Here is a 19,717-nt window from a genome sequence, read left to right on the forward strand (position 1 = left end):
GGGAGCGGGCGGTGCCGGCGCGGGAGCCGCGGGAGCGGGCGCTGCCGGTTGCGCGGGCTGGGGAGCCGGCTTGCCGGGCGCCGCCTGGCCGCCGGACGGCTTTGCGGCCGCCGCCTTCGCGTCGGTTGCCGCCTGTTTGTCCGCCGCCGCCTGCGCCCGGGCGAGGGCCAGAGTAGCGGCCTCGGCATCCTGGCCGGCCTGGTAGGCCCGCTCCGCCTCGGCGGTCGTGTCCTTGAGCAGGGCGAGCTGTTCGAATAGGTCGTTGGAGCGCTGACGTTCGGTCTCGTAGGCTGCCTCGGCCGCCTGGGAGGCACTGTTCGCCGCGTCGTATTTGGTCAAGGATTCCGCGCTGAGCCGGGCACGCTCGTCGGCAGCGGATGCCGCCTGCTCACCCAGCGACACGGCGGTGTTCTTGTCCTGCAGGGCCTCTCGGTAGACCGTGTCGGACTGCTCGCTCAGCTTGCTCGCGGTACCGAGCTGTTCCAGCAGTTCGTCGGCGTTGTCCCCGTCGAGGAACAGGCTCAGCGACAGGTCCTGGGACCCGGTCTTCGCCAGGTGCGCGGCGATCAGGCCGGCGCGCATCTTCGAGGTCGCGGCCCGGGCCTCCGCCGCCGCCGCCTGCCTGGTCAGGCTCGCCTCCCGGGTTGTGGCGGCGTCGAGGTCGTCCAGAGCGACGCGGTAGGCCTCCGCTGCGATCAAAGAGGCCTTCGTAGACGCGGCCGCCGAGGTCTGCAGCCCGATGAGCAGTTGGGTGATCGATTCGATCTCAGCCTGCTTGGTGGCCTCGCTCAGTTTGGCCTTCTGCACGTCATCCCAGCTGGGGTAGCCGGGTTCGGCAAACGCTGCGGGGGCAGCGACGCCGACGGATGCCGTGACCGCCCCGAGCGCGACCGCAGCGAACAGCCGGGACGGTTTCTTACGCCAGCCCCGTCGCTCAGGGCGCAGCGTTTCGGCATGCTGTTCTGCATTCTGAGGCTCGGTGCCCGTGGGCCCGGTGCCCTTAGCCAAGAGCAGCACCGCGGTCTGCCATGAACGGAGCCGGGTTGATCTGGCTGCCGTTGGTGCGCACCTCGAAGTGCAGATGGCATCCGCTGGCCGCTCCGGTCTCACCGGAGCTGGCGATGTTCTGCCCGGCGGACACGCTCTGGCCATTGGAAACGAAGATCCCACCCGACCGGATGTGGGCGTAGCCGGTGGAGACGCCGTTGGCGTGCTGGATCAGGACGAAGTTTCCATAGGTGCCGTAGGTGCCCGCATAGACGACGGTGCCGCTGCTGGCAGCGTAGATTCCGGCGCCGCAGCCCGTCCCGAGGTCGGTGCCGCTGTGGAACCCCTTGCTGCAGCCGTTGTCGCCGCAGATCACTGCCCGTGGTCCGTAACCGTCGGTGATGCGCCCGCCGGCCGGCACCGCCCAGCCCCCGCCGCCGACGGAGCCGCCACCGCCGGAGCTGCTCGATCCGCCACCACCACCGCCACCACCGCTGGACTGGGCCGCAGCCGCAGCTGCTGCTGCTCGCGCGTTTGCGGCGGCGCGTTCCGCCCGCACCCGCTCGGCTTCGATCGCCGCCAGGCGTGCCCGTTCGGCCACGCCTGCCTCATAGCCGGCCGACGTGGTGGCCTGGGCATCCTGCATGAATCTGAGTTGGGCGTCGAGCTCGACGCTCTTCGCCTCGGATTCTGCCAGGGCGGCCGCTGCGGCCTGCGCTGCGGCCTGCGCTGCGGCCAGGGCGTCCTCGGCGGCGATGCGGAGCTTCTCCCGCTCGGCCCGGGCAACCTTGGCTTGGTCGCCCAGCGACTTGGCCACGTTCGTGGCGGTCTGCGCCTCCTCGTACACGCTGCTGCTGCGCTCGACCAGCTTGCTCATGCTGCCGAGCTTCGACAGCAGGGCATCGGCGTCCTCGCCGCTCGCCTCACCATCGAGGAAGAGGTTGACGCTGAGGTCGGTGCCGCCGGTTCGGTACAGTTGCGCGGCAAGCTGTCCGGCCTGGCGGGTCGCGGTCTCGGCGACGGCGGTGCTGGCCGTGGCCTGCGCCTCCAAGTCATCGGCGCGGCGGCTCGCCTCATCGAATTTCTCCTGGGCGCTCTGCAGTTCCGCGCCCCGGGCTTCGGATTCCGCCTGGGTCTGCGTGACTTGGGTCTGCAGATTGGCGATCAGATCCTGGATCGCGCTGACCTGCGCAGATGCGGCCGCCGTGTTCGACTTGGCGTTCTGCAGATCTTCCCAAGACGGGTAGTCGATCGCCTGGGCCGTGCCGGCAGGGCCGACCAGCGCGACGAAGAGGGAAAGCGCGGCAACGAAACCGGTCGCCATACTGACGCGGTGACGACGGTTGCGCGGACCTCGCGAGGATCCACCATCCCCGTGTCGTGCTCGTGCTTCGCGGCCGAATCGAACTGCCGTGCGCTTCATTACTCCCCGATCGGGTTCATTACACACATCCGCTACTGCGGAAAGAACGGTTCACAGTAACAACGGGAGGTCAAAATTTCCCCCCCTCGAATCTAGCCGTCCGTCAAGCAAAACCCTGGAAATTCACAGGCTCGGCGGTTCTGACACCCCCGAGCGGCACAATTTCCGTTCTCGATTTGGGATTGGCGGCAGGTTGACCGTATGCTTATGCGTCGGAAGCCATGAGTTCTATGGCGTCTCGGCCCCATCGTTTAGCGGCCTAGGACGGCGCCCTTTCACGGCGTTAACACGGGTTCGAATCCCGTTGGGGCTACGCATCCTGATGGTCTGGGATGTGCAAGAATACATAAGTACGAATTAGCAACACGAACGCACAGCAGCATGAAAACAGCATCACCACTCAAAAATGACGAACTGAAGATTAATTTGGTTCCCATTACGAGGCCCTGTAGCGCAGTTGGTTAGCGCGCCGCCCTGTCACGGCGGAGGTCGCCGGTTCAAGTCCGGTCAGGGTCGCACAGGCAACAAGCCCTTTCGGAAGAAAGGGTTTTTTTCCTTGGAGCGGCTTATGCAGCCTCTTCTGGCCCTGTAGCTCAGTTGGTAGAGCGTTCGACTGAAAATCGAAAGGTCACCGGATCGACGCCGGTCGGGGCCACTGAAATCCTCGTAAGGCTCTACTTACGGGGATTTCTTTTTTCTGCGTTAGTTTTCAGTCGGTCACCCCGCATAAACCCCGCACATTCAGATCAGGCCTTCAAGTCGCTGGCCCATCACCTCGGCAGCACGCTTCGACCCCTTAACCGTGTCCATGTAGACGTCTTGAGTCGTGGACGGGTTCTCGTGACCTAGGGAGTCGGCGAACTTAGTGGCTGACAACCCCGCTTTGTCGAGGATCGTCGCTACGGGCTTGCGAAACGAATGCGTAGAGAGTTCGGGGTAGCCGAGCACGTCGCGCCGGTCGCGAATCTCGCGCTGCGTGTTCAACGGATCGCGTAGGCGCATCAGCGACGTCCGGAATAGAAGCGTCGTGACCTCCCGCAGTACTTCGTGACGGCGGCGGAGCAACTCCATCGTCTGCGCCGGCAGGGGCGTGGTGCGTGCCGACTTCTCGGTCTTGGGGAAGTTCTGCCGCACAACGCCCTGGCCCTTCACCCGAACGTTGATGGACTCAACGGTGGCCGTGCCGGCTTGAAAATCCACTGAGGCCATATCGAGGGCGCAGGCCTCGTCGACGATGTCTTTTGCATCGCGGAGCGACCTGGCTAGACGATCGAGTTTGGCCACCACGAGTGTGTCCCTGCTCCTGCAGGCGGCAATTGCTTCGCGTAATCCCGGCCTCGCACGGTTGGTTCCCGTCAAGGCATGATCGGTGTAGATCAGATTCGATCTAACGCCCAGTCGTTCCAGGGCGTTTTGTTGGGCGGTGAGGTCTTGCTCATATGTGGATACGCGCGCGTACCCGATCAGTAGTTCAGTCATGACGGCACAATTCACCTCGACCTGCAGGGCCGTCAATATTCTCCAGCCCTCCATTGACTCCGGACTGCTACACTTTTACTACTTAGTAAAAGGTGGTGATCGATATGTCAGCAGGTGTTCTTGCTCGTTCCGCCCGGGCTGCGAGCGGACTCACGCAAAGCCAGCTCGCGATTCGCTCAGGGATCGCCGGCTCGTCGCTCTCTCTGATTGAACACGGCAAGCGCGAGCCGACAGTCGCCACACTCGAGGCACTGTTACTTGCGACCCGCCACACGATTGTGACAGTCCCGACGGTACGCAGCGATGCAGCCCGTATCGCATCCGAGATCGGGGAAGCAATCACCGGATCAGATGACGTCTCGGCCTTCCGGCGGTTCCTCCAACTCGCCGACAACCTCGCTTCAGAACGCGGAGCCACCCGAGTCGGCCTCGCGTTGAGCGAGCCGTCCCCCACCGGGTCCGAGCGATGGGACGCCGCGATCGCCGCGCTCTGCGAATACCGGCTCAAGGCAGACGCCCTGCCCGTTCCGGACTGGGTCACCAGGAAAGTAGGACACCCTGACACCCCGTGGGCACCGCGCACAAGCGACTATGACATCCCGGCAGACCCGGCGCGAGTACCCGTCGAGTTCCTCCGCCGCGGCATCCTGATTGAAGTCGAAACCCTGGAAAGCGTCTAATGCCAGGAGATCAACTCGACCGCGATGACCTCATCCGCGGCATCAACGCGGTCATCATTAAACTCCGCGCGGCCGGCCAGCCTGCAGGCATCCGAATAGTCGGAGGCGCGGCACTCGCGCTTTAATACTTCGACCGCCGGACAACCTCAGATGTCGATGCGCACCTGCAGCCAGAGCAACCTATCTTGAAGGCCGCAGTTGAAGTCGCCAACGAGAACGGCTGGCCGCAAAACTGGCTCAACAGCAACGCCACGATGTTTCTACCGTCCTACGGGGCTGACCCTGGCTGGGAGGTCCTCTACGCGAACGAGGACATCACGGTGGAAGTGGCCTCGCCCCGGGCACTGCTAGCCATGAAGCTCAACGCGTCACGCCCGGGGCGCGACGTGCAGGACATCGCCTACCTGCTCGCGATCTGCGATGTTCGTGAACTCAGTGCGGCCGAGGAATTACTGAATGACTTTTTCCCGGGAGACGGGCTCCCCGACAAAGCACTGCGCCTCCTCGAACCCATCTTCAAGCAGGGGATCCCCGCAGTTCCAGCATCGCCGCCCCCTCCCCTCCTGGGTACGCACACCTCACAGCGAGCACCTCAACAAAAGCCCGGCCCCGCAGAATAGGGGGGACTCCGAGGTTCCCAAATGGCACGCAGCTGCCAAACGCCGACTCGAAGCCATAGCGGCGAATTCTGTGCCCCATGAAGGTCCGTCTTACGAGTGCGCTGCCGGGATGTTGACGCAGCACGCCATCCATATAGGTCTGCCTGTGTCTGTTCGCACATACGGCGTTGACGAGCCTTGGACGGCTTGAACATGACGAACCGACGTGCAGTGACTGATTTGTTGGTGACATCGGGCCCGCCATACCGATGCGCTGCTGGCAACTGCAATCAGCATCGGCCGGCGGGAGAGATGGCCGGAGCTCCTGTCAGCGGGGGACAGCGTGAAGAAGATTCTTGGTGCGATTCTGATTGGGAGCGTTGTCCTGGCTGTCGCCGCTTCCATCATCGTCAGGACCTTCGAAGACAGGCTCACAAAGGAACTCGTTGCGCAGGTGTCGCGACTGGCGATTCCCGCGGGCTGGAATCAACAGGCAGACACTGTCCGGCGCGAACAATTCTTATGTGTGAGCACCAACCCCTGTCCGAGCATTTCCTGGCGGTGGGAAGCGGAAGCCGGTGAGGTGGTGACCGCCGAAGACCTAGTTCAGATCGCTCCTGCGGCGGATGTGACCCTTACTGTGGATCGGCTGTGCGAACAGCCAGCGAACAACGGCGGACGCGCCATTATGTGCATCGGGCGTGGCGTTGAGGACGGCTATGAATATCAGTTGACGTTGAGCCGTGCTGCCCCTGGGGAGCCTCTGCAGGTATCGCTCTATGTGAGCCCAGTCTCAACCCCGTAGCCGTAGGAGCCACTCCGGCCCGAGATTGCTGCTGCTCGATCGGGGTCGGAGTGCACAAAGGCGCAAGCAAGCTCGACGAGCAAACCAACCCCCTGTCGTTGCAGATAGAGAACTCCTCCTCGGGTGAAGACACCTACCAGGCGGCTTACACCGGTTGGACTCTGTCGTCGGGGACGATCACTGCTATCGGCAGCGTGACGACGGCGGCGGGGAGTCGGTTCAACTACACCGACACCTACACGACACAAGACGCGACCGACGCCGGTCGGGGCCACCGAAGGTCAGTCCCAGGCTTCTACTGGGGTGGCCTTCTTTTTTGTCCTCAATCCGGCCTCCGCTGGCACGGGAACGTACTCGGCCTCCGGCGCTGCGGTCTTGTGCAGCCCTGCCCCCACCCCCCCCCCTTCGGGGTGCTACGACTCCGGCTGGAACCGAGGTACGTTCCGTTCTGTAACACGCTGAGAGAGCGCCAGATCACCCACTGACGCGCGGGCAACCGGCATCGGCGTGCCCGGCGCCCCACATCGACCTGTAACCCGAACTGCAGGGAATCACCGTGAATCCGATTCGAACGTGTCGACCTTTCTGCATCCGCGCCGTGCGCCGTGGCCTCGTCCTCCCTCCCGAGGTGATCTGATGGGCATCGCGGCGTCGGCCGACATCGACCCGAGCGCCGTGATCGGCCCCGGCTGCCTGATTAGCACTCTGGTGCAGGTGGGTGCATACGCGCGGCTCGGACCGGACTGCGTTCTCGGTCGCGGCGCCTACATCGGCCCCGGTGTTGTCGTCGGAAGGCACTGCACGATCCAGGACTACGCGATCGTCTCTGAGCCGTCCCTGCTCGAAGACGGGGTCTTCGTCGGCGCGGCGGCGGTCTTCAGCAACGACGCTCATCCGCGGGCCGTCACTCCCGACGGAACGCGCAAGGCGATCGACGAGCGGGACCTGGTCGGGGTGACCGTGCGCACGGGGGCGTCAATCGGCGCCCACGCGGTGTGCATCGCGCCGCTCACAATCGGGCGCTGGGCCATGGTGGCAGCCGGTGCGGTGGTCACCGAGGATGTCCCCGACTACGCCTTGGTTGCCGGCGTGCCTGCTCGGCGCATCGGCTGGGTCGGGCGCAGCGGCATGCCACTCCGGGCTGGAGGCGACGGTCGACTCGTCTGCCCGGTCACCGGCGAGAAATACATCGAGCACGACGGCCTGCTCACGCGCACATGACCGGTCGGCGCTAAAGCTCGGTGTCGGTCGGTGCGAACGTGTCGCAGCTGCCGGCACCGTCGGTGAAGCCGGTCTGGAACCACCGTTGGCGCTGCGCGCTGGAGCCGTGGGTCCACGCCTCCGGGTTGACCTGGCCCTGCATGGACTCCTGGATGCGGTCGTCGCCGATCGCGGATGCCGCACTGAGCGCATCCTGGATCTGCGCCTCCGTGATGGGCTTCAGGAAGGGCACTCCACCGTCGTCACGAGTGTCGGAGGCAGCCCCGGCCCAGGCGCCGGCGAAGCAGTCGGCCTGAAGTTCGACTCTTACCGCGGCGGAGCCGTCCCCGGTCTGGCCATCCTGGGAGGCCGCGAGGGTCCCTTCCAGATTCTGGATGTGGTGACCCCATTCGTGCGCCAGGACATACATTTCGGCGAGGGAACCGCCGGAGGCGCCGAAGCGGGTGCGCAAGTCGCCGAAGAACGCGGTGTCGATGTAAATGGTCGCGTCCGGCGGGCAGTAGAACGGCCCGGTGGCGCTCGTAGCCCCGCCGCACGCCGTTCCGACGCTGTCGGTGAACAGCGCGACCGGCGGCTGCTGGTACTCGGTTCCACGGGTGGGCAGTTCCTCGCCCCAGAACACGTCCAGAGACGCCGCGGCGCCCTTCATCCGGCACTCGACGTCCTCGTTCGCCTGGGCGCCGGTCGTGCACTCGGACAGGTTGGACACGCTGCCGCCGTCGGCGGGCTGCGTGCCACCGCCGGCCAAGCCGCTCAAGTCGACCCCCAGAACCTGGGAAAGCAGGAACAGGACGATGACTCCCACCCCACCTCCGCCCACGGCGATTCCCGTATTGCGGCCCCGTTTGCTGACCCGGCCGCCGCCGATGTTCGCGTTGTCGTTGAACGTCATGGAGAAACGCTACCCGGTGATGCGGGTCCTCTGTGCCGGCGCGAGATGCGAGTTTGCACCTGCGGATGACCGGCCTGTGCATGCCAACTCGTCCTACCCCCCATTCGGGGCCCGAGCCATCCTGGGCGTTCGGGGGTATGGTCTCCCCGCAAGCAGTTGATTTTCCAGCACGTATTTGTCAGCCCGGGTGGCCCGTTCCCTAGACAGGCACCCCCGGGTGAATCCCATTCCGCTCTGTAAACCCGAAATGCAGAGGACCCCGTGAACACGTTTGCTACGTGTCGACGTGTTCGTCGACCCTTTTTTGAAGGCCCCACCCCGGCCGAGCCCCCAGCGCTGCACTGCGCCCGCCAGCGAACCTTCGGTGGCGGGGTGAGCACACGGTGACGGATCCACGACCGCGCCTGTCCTTCGCCGGGCGTCTCCCCAGTGCCCAGCCGAAGCTTGCCCTGGTGCCGGCACCGACGCTCACGAAGCCGGTCACGGTCGACGCGAGGTCCTCCGGTCTGGTCTGGGCCCGACAATTTCGCGCAAAACTTTTGATAAGCGACGTGGGCATCGTCATGATCGCGGTCACGACCGCCCTGATCGTCAGGTTCCGCGGGGAGGATGCCCGGGCATCCGTCGGCGGATATCAGGCCGACTACTGGCTGGTCGCGCTGCTTATCGCCCTGAGCTGGATCGCTACCCTGGGGGCCTTCCACACCAGAGACTCGCGCGTCATCGGTATCGGGGCCACCGAATACAAGCAGGTGATCAACGCGAGCGCGATCGCTTTCGGTCTCCTTGCCATCGGCTTCCTGGCGTTCCAGGTCGACGTTGCGCGCGGCTTCTTCGTGCTCGCTCTCCCTCTCGGCATTTGCGGCCTCGTCTTGGAACGCTGGCTGTGGCGGCGGTGGTTGCTGCGCCAGAGGCTGTTCGGCCATTACCTCGCGCGCGTCATCGTGGTCGGCAATCGCCCCGATGTCGAATATGTGGTCGGACAGATCGAGAATGCCGGCGCCACCTATTACGTGGTGGGGGTCGCACTCGCGAACGGTTCGATGGCACCGGTGAAGAGCGAAAGCCGAACGATCCCCGTGGTTTCCGACCCCGCGCACGTTGCGGTCGCGGCCTCCGATCTTGCTGTAGACACGGTGATCGTCGCGGGCCAGCCCACTGGAGGGAGCGAGTACATCCGCAACCTCGGCTGGCAGCTGGAGGGAACTTCTGCAGACTTGGTCTTGTCCAACCAGCTCACGGATGTCGCCGGTCCCCGCATTCATTTCCGCCCGGTCGAGGGGCTGCCCCTGATCCACGTGGAGATACCACAATTCGAGGGCGCAAGGCATGTGCTCAAACGCGTCCTTGATATCGGCGTGTCCGGAATCTCGATTCTATTTTTCTGGCCGCTCCTGGTGGCCATCTCGATTGCGGTCAAGATCGACTCCCCCGGCCCGGTCCTCTTCCACCAGGAGCGGTGCGGGCGCAATGAGCGCACCTTTCAAATAGTCAAGTTTCGCTCCATGGTTCAGACGGCAGAGGACGACCTCGCAGGTTTGCTCGACCAGAACGAGGCATCCGGGGCCCTATTCAAGATTCGCAATGACCCGCGCATCACCCGGGTGGGTCGCGTGCTCCGAAAGTACTCGCTGGACGAATTGCCTCAGCTCTGGAACATCCTGGTCGGGAACATGAGCCTCGTCGGCCCGCGCCCGCCACTTCCGGTGGAGGTCGAAGCCTATGAAACCCACGTGCACCGGCGCCTCTACATCAAACCGGGCCTGACGGGGATGTGGCAGGTCAACGGCCGCTCGAACCTGAGCTGGGAGGACAGCGTGCGGCTGGACCTCTACTACGTCGAAAATTGGTCGTTGGCCGGTGACCTGATCATCATCTGGCGCACCTTCAAAACAGTCATGCGACCGGTGGGTGCGTACTGATGGCCATCGAAAGAGCAACGATCAACGGAGGTAACCTCGTGACACGAACAGTCGGCTACGCTGGCGGGGCTTTCGACCTGTTCCACATCGGCCACCTCAACATCCTCAAGCACGCGAAGAGCCAGTGCGACTACTTGTTCGCCGGCGTGCTGTCTGACGAAATGCTCCTGACGACCAAGGGCGCCCCACCCGTTGTGCCGTTGGCCGAGAGGCTTGAGATCGTTCGTCACATCGCCTTCGTCGATGAAGCGGTACCTGAGGTCTCCGCAGACAAAATGGACACCTGGCGCACGCTTCACTTCGACGTCTACTTCAAAGGCGACGATTGGAAGGGCACCGAGAAAGGTCGCCTGCTGGAGCGCCGGTTCGCCGAGGTCGGCGTAGAAGTCATCTACTTTCCCTATACCGTTTCGACCTCGAGCACGGCCCTCCGGCTTGCGCTGAAGGCTCTGGCCCCCAACGCGGCAGATTATCGACCGGTTCATGACTACAGCAACAGTGAGCGATAGGACGATCATGGTGTCGAAAAGGGCGTTGATCACCGGGGTAACCGGCCAGGACGGCTCCTATCTGGCCGAGTTCCTCCTGTCCATGGGCTATGAGGTTCACGGCCTCAAGCGCCGGTCGTCGCAGCTCAACACCCAGCGAATCGATCACATCTATCAGGACCCGCACGAGCACAACGCGCGTTTTTTCCTGCATTTCGGAGATCTGTCCGATTCGTCGAACCTCACCCGAATTATTCAGGAGGTGCAGCCGGACGAGATCTACAACCTCGGTGCACAGTCCCATGTTGCAGTGAGCTTCGAAATGCCCGAGTACACCGCTGACATCGATGCCCTGGGCACTCTGCGGCTCCTGGAAGCGGTGAGATTGCTGGGGATGACGGATAGGGTCAGGTTCTACCAAGCCTCGACATCTGAACTGTACGGGTTGGTCCGGGAGACACCTCAAAGCGAGATCACTCCCTTCTATCCGCGTTCTCCGTATGCGGTCGCCAAGTTGTACGCCTATTGGATGACGGTTAATTACCGAGAGTCCTACGGGATGTACGCCTGCAACGGGATTCTGTTCAATCACGAATCCCCACGCCGCGGCGAGACATTCGTGACGAGGAAGATCACCCGGGCCATCGCCAACATCGCCCAGGGTCTCGAGTCCTGCCTGTTCCTCGGAAATCTGAACTCTCTGCGCGACTGGGGGCACGCACGCGACTACGTTCGTCTCCAATGGATGATGCTGCAGCAGGATTCGCCGGAGGACTTCGTGATCGCCACGGGAGTTCAGTATTCGGTGCGAGAATTCGTCGAATGGTCGGCGAGCGAGGCTGGAATCACCCTGCGATTCGAGGGTCAAGGCCTGAACGAGATCGGCATCGTCGACAGCGTGGCCGGGGATCTCACGCCGGCTGTGCGCCCCGGTGACGTTATCGTGCGAGTCGATCCCCGTTACTTCCGACCCGCCGAAGTTGAGACCCTGCTCGGCGACTCGACACGTGCCCGTCTCAAGCTGGGCTGGCTGCCGGAGATAAGCGTTCGAGAGATGTGCGCGGAAATGGTCGCCTCAGACCTGGTGATCGCACAGAAGACCGCCCTCTTGAAAAGTCACGGTTTCCCGTCCCTCGTGTCCCTGGAGGGCTGATGGCCCGAGAACCCGGCGCTGCTGTCTATGTCGCCGGACACAACGGGATGGTGGGGTCGGCGATCGTGCGACGGCTCATGTCGTTGGGCTACGTGAACATTGTGACCGCCCTCCACTCTGAGCTCGACCTTGTCGACCAGCGAGCCGTTCAAGCCTTCTTCGACCGCAATCGCATCGACCAGGTCTACCTCGCTGCCGCGAAAGTCGGCGGGATTATTGCCAACAACTCCTCACCGGCCGATTTCATCTATGACAACCTGCTGATCGAGGCGAACATCATCAAGTCTTCACACGACTTCGGAGTTCCGAAGCTCCTCTTCCTCGGTTCGTCCTGCATCTATCCCCGGCTAGCCGACCAGCCGATACGCGAAGAGGCGCTGATGGCCGGTGAATTGGAACCGACGAACGAGCCGTACGCCGTGGCGAAAATCGCAGGAATCAAACTCTGCGAGAGCTTCAATCGTCAATACGGGCGCGATTATCGCAGCGTGATGCCCTCGAATCTCTATGGTCCCGGCGACAACTACCACGCATCCTTCAGCCATGTCATCCCCGGTTTACTCCGGCGTTTTCACGATGCACGAGAGCACGGGGAGGCTGAGGTCGTCATCTGGGGAAGCGGCAGTCCGCGACGGGAATTTCTTCATGTCGACGATATGGCGGCAGCCAGCGTACATATCATGGAGCTCGATCGGGAGGCGTACCAGACAAGCACGACGCCAATGCTGTCGCACGTCAACGTCGGGACCGGATCGGACTGCAGCATCAAAGACCTGGCAATGGCGATCGCGAAAGTCACCGGCTTCACCGGCAAGCTCACTTTCGACACCAGCAAGCCCGACGGCACCCCCCGAAAGCTGTTGGACGTTTCCCGAATCCGGGCGCTGGGTTGGGAGTCGACGATCGATCTCGAGGACGGCCTTGACGACGCTTACACCTGGTTCGTCTCCCACCAGGCCGATTTTCGCGGTCGGTGAGCACGATCATGAGAGTTACCGTCGTCGGCCTCAACTATCCCCCTGAGCCCACCGGCATCGCCGTCTACACCTCGGGGCTCTCGGAGGCGCTGGCCGCGACCGGCCACCCGGTCACGGTCATCACCGGCAATCCCCACTACCCGCAATGGCGGATCTATGACGGCTACGGCGGCCGCAACCGCGTACACGGGTACGAACGGATCAGGGGCGTCAGCGTTACCAGAGTCCATCACGGTGTGCCGTCGGAACCGCGCTTGTGGAACCGCCTGGGTATGGAACTCAGCTTCGGGGTTCGCGCATTGTTCAGCAATTGGGATAGGCCCGACGTCGCCGTGATGGTCACGCCTGCCCTATTCTCCGTAGCTGCGGCATTGCTGCGCGCGCGCCTGTTCCACATCAACACCTGCATTTGGGTGCAGGACATTTATAGCCTCGGAGTGTCCGAAAGCGGAACTGGTGGCCGCCTGGCCACCTGGCTGCTCCGGCGGATTGAGCGGTCCATCCTCCGCAGGGCGAACACGGTGGTCGTTATCCACGAGCGGTTCAAGCGGTATCTGGTCGAGGACATGGATATCGACTGCAACTCCGTACAGGTCGTGCGGAACTGGTGCCACACGGGAAACCCGAACGCCCTCGACCGGCAAGAAGTGCGTTCCTCACACGGATGGAAGGCGGACGATATCGTCGTTCTCCACGCGGGCAACATGGGTGCCAAGCAGGCCCTTGAGAACGTTGTCCACGCTTCTGAGATCGCAGAGGAGCGGGGATCGAGAGTGAGGTTCGTTCTCCTCGGTGATGGGAACCAACGGCACCGACTCGAAGCCATGGGAGGGAACCCGCATCTCGAATTCATCGATCCCCTTCCCGAAGACGCGTTCCAGGCGGCCCTCTCGGCCGCGGACATCCTGCTCGTCAATGAGCGGCCTGGCTTGACGGAGATGTGCGTGCCGAGCAAACTCACGACCTACTTCAACACGGGGTTGCCCGTCATCGCGGCCACTGATGCATCCAGTGTCACCGCTGAGGAGCTCGCCTTGGCCGGCGGCGGAGTCAGAATCAACGCCGCAGTCCCCGGCGATCTGGTGGACGCGGCCGAGATGCTCGGTGGCGATGCAGAGTCTTCGGCCGCATACGGCGCGGCCGGTCAGCGATTCTCGGCCGCCTTCCTCTCGTCGGATTCTGCACTCAGCAGGTTTCGAGCGATCCTGGAGCAGGGGGCATCCGTCGGCCGCGTCAGGGTAAGGAGAAACTGGTGGTCACGGCGGCAGCCAGACCAGCAGGGGATCCGCAACGATCAGCTGACGACGATTGATCTGAACTCGACCGGCGGTTCGCCCGGATAGTTCTTGCAGAGCCAGAAATAGCCTCCCCGGTTGCTCGCATCATCGATTTCCATCGACCAGCCTTCGCCGTCGAGCCGCAGGATGCGAATGCTGTTGGCCAGGACTTCGAGCTGGAGGCGCACCCATTCCGCCGCCCGGGGAGGGGCAGTAGCCATCATTTTGAGCCGAGTGCCGTCGGTCGAACCAGCAGCCCGACTGAACAGTTCGAGGGACCCATTGGCTCGGAGAACCAGGTGGTAGCCGGACACGTCAGTGGCCACCCTGACGCGGTACGGCCGGTCGTCAGCGATGCCAAAGGCGATCCCGGCGTGCTGCTCTGCCCTCGGAAGCGACCCTGGCCAGCGCAGCTCACACGTGATCCGATACGAGCCTGGACCCACCGGACACATTGAGCCCATCAGGTAGCTCTGCACGTCATGGTGGTCCAATGTCACGGATCCGGCTTCCCCATCGATCACGGGCTGCACCCGGGTGCCCGCGTCGACTGTCCAAGGCAGGTCGCCAGCGGCTCGCAGTCCCGTTCCGAAGGCGTCTCCTTGACTCGCAGCGGTCGTCCCCGTCACGTAGGGCAGGTTGGAGCACATCATCCCTGCCACGCCGAGGTCGCTCATCCGGTCACGCATCGAGCGAAAGTGAACTTCCCACGCAATGACCGGTTTGCCGTAGCCCACCAACGTGGCCACCTGAGCATCCGTCGCCCTGTGTGACACCCCGAGGAGATCGAAACGTGGCGCAAGTTCATCGGCGCGCTCGTACAGTTCCGGAGTGAAGTATCCCCAGGTCGTGTATCCGTGCTCGTCAACGAGTGCATACTGTGCCGCACCCGCCCATTGCTTCCAGATCACATGCTCTGTGGACTGCGGGTAGCTGTCCATGAGCTCCAGCAGGGCTTCCGTGTTGGTGCCTTGCTTGTCCTCGAGAAAGATCACGTGTGTTGCTGCGAAGGCGTTCAAGACGTCGGCGAGCAGAGGAAGCGGCTGCTGTTTCGCAGCAGGGCCGAGCCAGGCTGTCGCGTCGCTTCGGAGCTGCGACAGCTCCTTCCAGGTGACTTCCGCGATCGTGAGGTCGACACCCGTCATCCGTTTGGTCGTCAGATCGTGATGACACACGAACACGCCGTCGGATGTAGCGCTGACCGAGACTTCGATCGCTGTGGCCCCGCTGCCGATGGAGCGGCTGTACGAATCCAAGCTGTGCTCCACCCAATTGTCTCCGGAGCCACGGTGCGCTACATAGAACGGTGTCGTCCGGAGGAGATCTCCGATCGCATATCGTGCAGCAGCCGCCGGTGAAACGGGGACCGAAGGTGCGGGTGCTGCTTGGCAGGCCGACAACAGCAGAGACGACGCTCCAACCAGGATGAACTGCCTGCGGCTCATCGATGGCCGAGACGGAGCACAGCTGGTCAGAGCAGCGTTCCGTCCCTCGATGCCGCTCGGCACGTTACCCCGCTGAATAGGTGATGGTGAGCAGCGGGCGATACGTGGCATTGGTGCTGTTCGTCGACCACAGCCGGATGTTGTCCAGGCCGGTGCTGACCAGTGCGACGGACACCGTCGTACCCGCCAGCGCGCTCAACTGCGCTGCGTCGAGCGTGACCGAGTAGTTGGTGTTCGTTGCCGTTGCGCCGGTAAGGCTCCCCAGATCCACTCCCAGACCGGTGGGTCTGTTGTTCCAAGTGACCGTACCCTCCGCCCAGTCCCCACTCAGGAGTTTGAACATCTGGGTGTCCACCGACGCGGCACTCGAATCGGTCGAGGTGCGCACCCGCAGTGTCGCCCCGGTCAGCACCGTGCCCGCCGGCGCAGCCGGAACGGCGAACTTCAGGTACGACTCGATCAGCGACGGGCCGGCGCCACGTGCCGACAACTGGTTATTGGATCCGAAGTTGGACGTGGGAAGCGCCTGATAGACCATCGCATCATCGCTGGCACCGGCAGTCACAATCACCGGCTGCACAGGGGCGGCTTCAACCGTCGCCTGTGCAGCACCCGAGGCAGCGCTCAGGTTACCGGCAGCATCACGGGCCATCACCTTGTAGAAGTAAGTCCCCGCCGCCAGGCCGGGATCCGGGTAAGACGCACTCGAGGTCTCCGCGATCTTGCTCGAGGCATCGGCTACGAACGCAGCCGAGGAGCCCCGGTGCACCGTATACCCCGTGACCGCGACATTGTCCGTTGACGCCGTCCAGGCCAGCGAAACCGAACTCCCCGACACCGACGTCGTCAGATCAGTCGGAACACTCGGCGCGACAGCGTCAGGGGTCGCTATGGTCGCGGATACCGTCGTGGAAGCCGGGCTTGCGTTGCCGCGGGCGTCGTAGGCGACAACGACGTAATAATACGTCCCGTCGGCAAGCCCTGAATCCACGAAGGTCGCGTCCGTTACATCGGCGATCTTGTTGGACGCGCCTGAGACGAAGCCGGAGGCAGACCCGCGGTGCACCGAGTAGCCGGTGACGCCGACATTATCCGTTGACGGAGTCCAGGCCAGTGTGACGGATCCGCCAGAGACGGTCGACCTCAGGTCACCGGGAGCGCTCGGCGCCGTGGTGTCGGGCACAGTGTTGGTGCCCAGCTCGTAGTGAGCCGCAACGACCGCCGGGCTCAACGCCGACGGATAGACCGCTACTTCGTCGAGCGTCCCCGAGAAATAGGGACTCGCGGGCTGCGCGGGCCAGCTATTGAGATTGCCCCCGCCCGCACGCCAGTAGCCGTCGAAGCCCTCGTTGACGGTGGTGGGGTTCGATCCGATCTCTGAGCCATCCAGGAAGAGCCTCATTCCATCGGGGCCTTGCGTGCCAACCACGTGATGCCAGGTGTCGTCGTTGAATCCCGTCGTCGATTCGATGAACTGGAATCCCCCGGCATAGACGCCGAAGATGACGCTCCCCGAATTGGTCATATATATCTGCTTGTCGTAGCTCGAACCCTGACCGGTTGCGACGTTTTCGAATCCGACGATCTTCCCGCCGGATGCCGTGCCCGTCTTGAACCACGCTTCAGTGGAGAACTGCGTGAAGGAGGAGCGCGCGGTCTTGGTCGCGACGCCTCCGCTCTGAGTTCCGCTGGCCTGCACGGCGGACCCAACCTGAATGGCCCTCGGCTGCTGCAACTGCACGGCAGCGCCGTATTCGCCGTCGCTCTGGCCACTCGAGGATGAGTCCTTCGCCGTGATGCCAGAGGCTTCGTCGAAGCGCCAGTACACATCAGCCTGGTCTGTGAACACCCTGGCTCCATACGCGTCCGTCGGAGTCGGCGGCACGGCCGGGGTACCCCCAGCGAGAGTGAAGTGGTTTGCGATCTGCGTCGCGCCCAGGGCGGACCCATAGATCGCGGTGTCGTCGATCTGACCGGCGAAGAAGGCGCTGGACGGCTGGCTGGGCCATCCATTCAGGTTGTCGCCGCCGACATGCCAGTTGCCGCTGTAGGCCTGGCTGGTGTTGGTGGCGTTCTGGCCCACTCTGACGCCATCCACGTATAACTTCATGCCCGTCGCGCTCTGGGTGGCCACGATGTGGTGCCAGGCGTCGTCGTTGTATGACGATGCCGTCGTGATGGTTTCGGTACGACCGATGTAGACACCGAACGTCAGTCGGCCTTGGTCGTTCATGTAAATATGTTTGTCGTAGCTGCCGCTCAGTGAGGTGTTGCCGTTTCCCGTGTGCGGCCGGCCATCCCCGAAGCCGATGATCTTCCCCCCTCGGGTCGTCGTCGTCTTGATCCAGGTTTCGATCGAATACGTGGTGGGTGCCGGTGCCTGCTGGTCGCTCCAGATGTAGCCGTCGGTTCCATTGAACGCCGCGGAGGTGTTTGTGTCACCGGCGATCGCGCCGGCCGCCCGGTATGTGACGCCGTTCTTGTAGAGGCCGTTCAAACCGGTGACTGTGGCGCCGGACTTGTCCTGAGCCCAGGGACCGGCGGCCTCGTCCAGGCGCCAATAGAGCAGGGCTCCGTCCTGGATCACTTGACTGGGGTAGTCGACGCCCTTGATGACGGCGCGAGCAGCGACCGACGCCGACAGTGGGCTGGTGTTGACTCCATCGTTCGCGCTCACCCGATACGTGTAGTTCGTGCCCGCTGTGACATTCGTGTCCACGACGGTCACCTGAGGTCGGGTCCACCACAGCGAGCTGGCTGGTCCCGTCCAGATTGGGGTCGGACCATTGTTCCGGTAGACGCTGTACGTCAGGGCACTGTCGTCAGGGTCGACAACGGTCCGGAAGCGGATCTGGTTGGCACCAGAGGTGAGAGCTTCTGCCGCCACGACCGGGATGGGCGGCGCAGCGACGTCATCCGGACCGAACCGGGTGAGCCCCTGCTGGACCGATCCATTGACGACCGTGAACTCACCGCCGTACCAGAGGTATTTCTTTCCCGTGGTGGCACCGGTGGCAATGGTGAGAGCACGAGGGCCGATGCCTTCGCCGGTGCCGTCATTCGAAGTCGGAAACCAACCCAGCAAGGCCGCGTTGGAGGTGTTCTGCGCCATCATGAACATCCGTTTTCCGTCAGGGAAGGCGTTGTTCGATGAGCAATCGTGCGCGTGACTTGCGGAATACAGGGTGCCCCCGTACTCGAGGACCGCTTGAGTTGCGCCCAGGCAGGTGTCGCGCCAGGTTTGATCGAGTGTGCTCCAATTAATGGCGAAGCGACCGTCGAAGACTCCACCTCCAGTCCCCTCGTTGCCCCCGTAGAACGACGTGCCGTCTGACCACAGGGTCTTCGTCACCGAGGTCCGGGGAATGAACCCGAGGGGGTAGTTGCGCACGTTCACCCCGGATATCGCGTCGACGACCGCGATGGAGTGGGAATCCTGATCGTTGACGGTGAAGAAGTCACCACCAATGGCTACCTTGGTGCCGTCAGGGGACACGGCCACGGCGCGCCCGATCGTGTCAGCTGCAGGGGCCCATGCCAGAAGCGCGCCCGATGTCGCATCCACCGCTGCGAAACGCTTGCGCACCTGGCCGCCGACGGACTGGAATTCCCCAGCCAAGTAGAGAGTCGACGAGGTGGCGGCCATGCCGAAGACGAAGGAGGACACGCCGGCCACCCGGAACGGCTTGACCGTGCAGGCGACCGGGTCGATCGCCGCAACCCGCGCGGCGTTCACTCCGCCGACGGAGGAGAAGTTGCCCCCGATGTAGATGGTGTTGCCGTCAGGTGAGGCAATCACGGACCGCACGGTTGGCGTAGCCCCGTTCAGGGTCACTGCAAACTGACAGCTGTCGGGTGCCCCCGTCTCCGCGTTGAAAATCGCAAGTGTGCCCTGATTCCTCGCCACCCCTGCGCCACCGTTGGGCGGCCTGACCTGAGAAAATGTGCCACCCACCACGACTTTGCCGTGCACCGTGCCGACTCCGTAGACAACTCCATTCGTCTGCCAGGTCGAAAGGTTGTCCGCGCTGAAAGCGGTGCCGGCGGAGAGTGCCGACGCCGGTTGTGGCACGGAACTCGCCGTGACGAGACCGGCCACAACAGCCACGGTCGTGAGTATTGCGGCAAGTTTGTGCATAGCTACCTATCCCTCGGGTGAACAGCCTCGTCGCCGAAAGACGCGCCAGACTGCGGATGAACTATGAAATCCAGCCTTACGCGGCCTCGGAGCACTTCGGGTAAGGAAGCGTGGCTCAGCTGCGACGAAAGGAATCGACGGCGGCAACCTACGCCCAGTGCGCCACAGCGCGCAATGCCCCCGATGGATGACGAAAAGCGAGGGGGCTACGATGAGCCCACACCAGGGGCA

16 protein-coding genes and 3 tRNA genes are annotated in these 19,717 nt (G+C 63.5%); 13 read left to right on the plus strand and 6 right to left on the minus strand.

The window, feature by feature from the left end; all coding sequences use genetic code 11:
• Together E3O65_RS07565 and E3O65_RS07570 are read right to left on the minus strand one after the other, a co-directional pair.
• A partial coding sequence (locus E3O65_RS07565) for a coiled-coil domain-containing protein (RefSeq protein WP_134363143.1) occupies positions 1-1,017 on the minus strand: 1,017 nt, incomplete at its 3' end.
• Positions 1,001-2,311, minus strand: a complete 1,311-nt coding sequence (locus tag E3O65_RS07570; protein ID WP_174722276.1) for a M23 family metallopeptidase — start codon at positions 2,309-2,311, stop codon at positions 1,001-1,003. The genes E3O65_RS07570 and E3O65_RS07565, both read right to left, overlap by 17 nt.
• A gap of 339 nt (positions 2,312-2,650) precedes the next feature.
• Between E3O65_RS07570 and E3O65_RS07575 the strand changes: the two genes are divergently transcribed.
• From E3O65_RS07575 to E3O65_RS07585, 3 genes are all read left to right on the plus strand, one after another.
• Positions 2,651-2,723, plus strand: a tRNA-Glu gene (locus tag E3O65_RS07575).
• Positions 2,724-2,852: 129 nt separating this feature from the next.
• A tRNA-Asp gene (locus tag E3O65_RS07580) sits at positions 2,853-2,926 on the plus strand.
• 66 nt (positions 2,927-2,992) lie between these two features.
• A tRNA-Phe gene (locus E3O65_RS07585) sits at positions 2,993-3,065 on the plus strand.
• 86 nt (positions 3,066-3,151) lie between these two features.
• On the opposite strand, the gene E3O65_RS17170 is transcribed toward E3O65_RS07585, so the two are convergent.
• Entirely contained in the window at positions 3,152-3,889 is a 738-nt protein-coding gene (locus tag E3O65_RS17170) for a recombinase family protein (protein WP_134363184.1), read from the minus strand.
• Positions 3,890-3,993: 104 nt separating this feature from the next.
• Between E3O65_RS17170 and E3O65_RS07595 the strand changes: the two genes are divergently transcribed.
• From E3O65_RS07595 to E3O65_RS07610, 5 genes are all read left to right on the plus strand, one after another.
• Entirely contained in the window at positions 3,994-4,569 is a 576-nt protein-coding gene (locus tag E3O65_RS07595) for a helix-turn-helix domain-containing protein (protein ID WP_134363145.1), read from the plus strand.
• Entirely contained in the window at positions 4,569-4,694 is a 126-nt protein-coding gene (locus E3O65_RS17410; protein ID WP_277870426.1) for a hypothetical protein, read from the plus strand. Before E3O65_RS07595 ends, E3O65_RS17410 begins: the two co-directional genes overlap by 1 nt.
• A 60-nt stretch (positions 4,695-4,754) precedes the next feature.
• Positions 4,755-5,189, plus strand: a complete 435-nt coding sequence (locus tag E3O65_RS07600; RefSeq protein WP_134363146.1) for a hypothetical protein — start codon at positions 4,755-4,757, stop codon at positions 5,187-5,189.
• 322 nt (positions 5,190-5,511) lie between these two features.
• A complete protein-coding gene (locus E3O65_RS07605) occupies positions 5,512-5,973 on the plus strand; it encodes a hypothetical protein (protein ID WP_134363147.1) in 462 nt (153 codons plus the stop codon).
• 636 nt (positions 5,974-6,609) lie between these two features.
• The gene (locus E3O65_RS07610; protein ID WP_134363148.1) at positions 6,610-7,194 is read left to right on the plus strand and encodes an acyltransferase; all 585 of its coding nucleotides are present in this window, start codon (positions 6,610-6,612) and stop codon (positions 7,192-7,194) included.
• A 10-nt stretch (positions 7,195-7,204) separates the two neighbouring features.
• Here the strand turns inward: E3O65_RS07610 and ypfJ are convergent, their stop codons facing one another.
• Complete coding sequence (ypfJ, locus tag E3O65_RS07615; protein WP_134363149.1) at positions 7,205-8,086, minus strand: KPN_02809 family neutral zinc metallopeptidase; 882 nt, start codon at positions 8,084-8,086, stop codon at positions 7,205-7,207.
• Between the two features lie 383 nt (positions 8,087-8,469).
• Between ypfJ and E3O65_RS07620 the strand changes: the two genes are divergently transcribed.
• Genes E3O65_RS07620 through E3O65_RS07640 form a run of 5 tightly spaced genes read left to right on the plus strand, consistent with a single transcriptional unit; the run spans position 8,470 to position 13,969 of the window.
• A complete protein-coding gene (locus E3O65_RS07620) occupies positions 8,470-10,008 on the plus strand; it encodes a sugar transferase (protein ID WP_241985725.1) in 1,539 nt (512 codons plus the stop codon).
• A gap of 38 nt (positions 10,009-10,046) precedes the next feature.
• The gene (locus E3O65_RS07625) at positions 10,047-10,517 is read left to right on the plus strand and encodes an FAD synthase family protein (protein ID WP_134363150.1); all 471 of its coding nucleotides are present in this window, start codon (positions 10,047-10,049) and stop codon (positions 10,515-10,517) included.
• Between the two features lie 10 nt (positions 10,518-10,527).
• On the plus strand, positions 10,528-11,649 hold the full coding sequence (gene gmd / locus E3O65_RS07630; protein WP_241988660.1) for a GDP-mannose 4,6-dehydratase: 1,122 nt from the start codon (positions 10,528-10,530) through the stop codon (positions 11,647-11,649).
• Positions 11,649-12,626 (plus strand): GDP-L-fucose synthase, encoded by a 978-nt coding sequence (gene fcl / locus E3O65_RS07635; RefSeq protein ID WP_134363152.1) that lies wholly within the window; start codon positions 11,649-11,651, stop codon positions 12,624-12,626. The genes gmd and fcl overlap by 1 nt, the downstream gene beginning before the upstream one ends.
• Positions 12,627-12,634: 8 nt before the next feature.
• Positions 12,635-13,969, plus strand: coding sequence for a glycosyltransferase family 4 protein (locus E3O65_RS07640; RefSeq protein ID WP_134363153.1), 1,335 nt, complete (start codon positions 12,635-12,637; stop codon positions 13,967-13,969).
• Here the strand turns inward: E3O65_RS07640 and E3O65_RS07645 are convergent.
• A complete protein-coding gene (locus tag E3O65_RS07645) occupies positions 13,921-15,459 on the minus strand; it encodes a glycerophosphodiester phosphodiesterase family protein (RefSeq protein ID WP_134363154.1) in 1,539 nt (512 codons plus the stop codon). The two genes, E3O65_RS07640 and E3O65_RS07645, sit on opposite strands and share 49 nt — an antisense overlap.
• Positions 15,413-19,147 (minus strand): LamG-like jellyroll fold domain-containing protein, encoded by a 3,735-nt coding sequence (locus tag E3O65_RS07650; RefSeq protein WP_198411682.1) that lies wholly within the window; start codon positions 19,145-19,147, stop codon positions 15,413-15,415. Before E3O65_RS07650 ends, E3O65_RS07645 begins: the two co-directional genes overlap by 47 nt.
• Positions 19,148-19,717: the final 570 nt, after the last annotated feature.

This window comes from Cryobacterium breve, from assembly GCF_004402375.1.
Taxonomy (GTDB): Bacteria; Actinomycetota; Actinomycetes; order Actinomycetales; family Microbacteriaceae; genus Cryobacterium; species Cryobacterium breve.

Coding starts and splice junctions, on each gene's coding strand:
- E3O65_RS07640 (WP_134363153.1), top strand. CDS start 12,635: ATGAGAGTTACCGTCGTCGGCCTCAACTATCCCCCTGAGCCCACCGGC.
- ypfJ (WP_134363149.1), bottom strand. CDS start 8,086: ATGACGTTCAACGACAACGCGAACATCGGCGGCGGCCGGGTCAGCAAA.
- E3O65_RS07595 (WP_134363145.1), top strand. CDS start 3,994: ATGTCAGCAGGTGTTCTTGCTCGTTCCGCCCGGGCTGCGAGCGGACTC.
- E3O65_RS17170 (WP_134363184.1), bottom strand. CDS start 3,889: ATGACTGAACTACTGATCGGGTACGCGCGCGTATCCACATATGAGCAA.
- fcl (WP_134363152.1), top strand. CDS start 11,649: ATGGCCCGAGAACCCGGCGCTGCTGTCTATGTCGCCGGACACAACGGG.
- E3O65_RS07570 (WP_174722276.1), bottom strand. CDS start 2,311: ATGGCGACCGGTTTCGTTGCCGCGCTTTCCCTCTTCGTCGCGCTGGTC.
- E3O65_RS07645 (WP_134363154.1), bottom strand. CDS start 15,459: ATGCCACGTATCGCCCGCTGCTCACCATCACCTATTCAGCGGGGTAAC.
- E3O65_RS17410 (WP_277870426.1), top strand. CDS start 4,569: ATGCCAGGAGATCAACTCGACCGCGATGACCTCATCCGCGGCATCAAC.
- E3O65_RS07610 (WP_134363148.1), top strand. CDS start 6,610: ATGGGCATCGCGGCGTCGGCCGACATCGACCCGAGCGCCGTGATCGGC.